This window comes from Candidatus Thermoplasmatota archaeon (assembly GCA_029907305.1).
In the GTDB taxonomy this organism is placed as follows: Archaea; Thermoplasmatota; E2; order DHVEG-1; family DHVEG-1; genus JARYMC01.
In genome coordinates, this window is sequence record JARYMC010000116.1 from 1,022 (window position 1) to 2,966 (window position 1,945).

1 protein-coding gene (only partly in view) is annotated in these 1,945 nt (G+C 40.3%); it reads right to left on the reverse strand.

Annotation, left to right across the window (positions count from 1 at the left end; translation table 11 throughout):
- Nucleotides 1–1,689 carry the 5' portion of an ATP-dependent protease LonB gene (gene lonB, locus QHH19_07095; GenBank protein ID MDH7518086.1) on the reverse strand. The gene continues 405 nt to the left of window position 1, outside the view, so 1,689 of the gene's 2,094 nt are visible here — the first part of the coding sequence; its start codon is at nucleotides 1,687–1,689; its stop codon lies beyond the left edge, outside the window.
- Between the last annotated feature and the right edge of the window lie 256 nt (nucleotides 1,690–1,945).

Below are 1,945 nucleotides of genomic sequence, written 5' to 3' on the forward strand. Positions count from 1 at the left end.
GGTGACACCACCAATTGGTAGAACGGTACCTCTTATGCTGAGTGAACCTGTCATAGCAACATCCTGTCTGACTGGTACACCTTCCATAGCTGATATAACAGCGGTTATAACAGATATACTGGCTGAGTCGCCCTCCACGCCCTCATAAGTACCTATGAACTGTATATGTATATCATTCTTTGATATGTCCCTACCCATATATTTTTTGATTATAGCAGATATGTTAAGAACAGATTCTTTGGCGATGTCCCCTAGTTTACCTGTTGCTATAACCCTTCCCTCTGATTGTGAACCAGCTGGTGTAACCTCAGCGACAATTGGTAAAACAAGGCCTGAGAACTCACTCATGCTTGGGTCAGCAGAATGCACAGCGAGACCATTCACAACACCTATCTCTTCACCTGTTGTTTTAAACGAACGGTATTCTTTACGCTGCTCTATAGCCCTGTCCACAACCTGCTGCTCTAGTGATTTCGCTATCTTCTTTGCATGTAAAACATGTTCCTTTGTAACTATCTTATCTCCTTTTTCAAACGCTAAATCACCAGCTGCTCTAACAAGGCCACCAAGTTCTCTAAGTCTAAGTGAAAGCTTACCTTTTGAACCAGCACGTCTTTGAGCCTCCCTTATGATTTCTGCGACAGCCTCTTTGTCGAAATGAGGTATCTTACCATCCTTTTTGACTTCCTGTGCAACAAAACGGATAAGTTTAGTCCTGTTCTCATCATTGTCATCCATACTATTACTAAGGTAAACCTCATAACCATAACCTCGTATCCTAGAACGCAGAGCAGGATGCATACCTCTCAAGGCATCAAGGTTACCAGCAGAAACTAGGATGAAATCACATGGCACAGACTCTGTTTTAACCATAGCACCAAAACTTCTTTCTGACTGACCAGTTATCTGAAATTTTTTCTCCTGTATAGCAGTAAGTAGATGCTGCTGAGATGGAAGACTCAGAGTGTTAATCTCATCAATATAAAGTACACCTTTATGCGCCCTATGTATAGCACCTGCCTCCACTAGCTGATGAGGAGGAGTCTCAAGACCAGCTGACTGGAAAGGATCATGTCTAACATCACCAAGTAAAGCACCTGAATGTGCTGCTGTAGCATCAATAAAAGGCGGTGTCTCTTCTTTCTCATGAGAAACAAGTATCTTCGGAACCTGCTGAAGTTCTCTTCTCTGGTTAAAACCTCCTCGAGCCATGAAAAGAAAGATCATAACACCAGCAAGGATACCAAAAATGATAATCTCCCAGCGTTCTGTGTAAACAGCAACAATAAAAGAGATAATACAAATCAAGAGAACAAAAGATAATATCATACTATTTTGCTGTTCAGCCTTCTTCTTAGCCTCTGCTCTCTGAGCCCTAATAATCTCAGCAGCCTTACCTGATGGTACAACACGTATATGCGGCGTGTTTGCATCATCATTATTCGGGTAAGCAATTATGTCCTCTAATTCCTCTTTAGGGAGAAACTCAGTCATAGCCCTTGCGACCATGGATTTACCAGTACCAGGGTCCCCTATGAGCATAACATGTCTTTTCTGCTCAGCAGCTTTTCTAACAATCTCAACAGCTTTATCCTGACCTATAACCTGATCTAATAAACTTTCAGGTACTTTTATGTCTGCCGTGGTTTTAAAATCCTTGGTTTTAATCCATTCATCTATAGAAGGAATTTCCTCTTTTTTCTGGTCCTGTATCTGATCTTCATCTTGCTTGTTTTTCCCTGACAAGTTCATTCACCATTCATGGTTTACTAAAATCAAATCTTACACCTATTATAATTAATAGGGTTTTATATACTTTTATAGTGCGAATGCTTGTATACGAGAGCGGTTTATCTATTTTTTTCTTTACACAGTACTTCGGAAAGTAGAAATTTATACTATTTTTTACTCTGCAACAACTCAACCTCATAAGACCAACAAACAT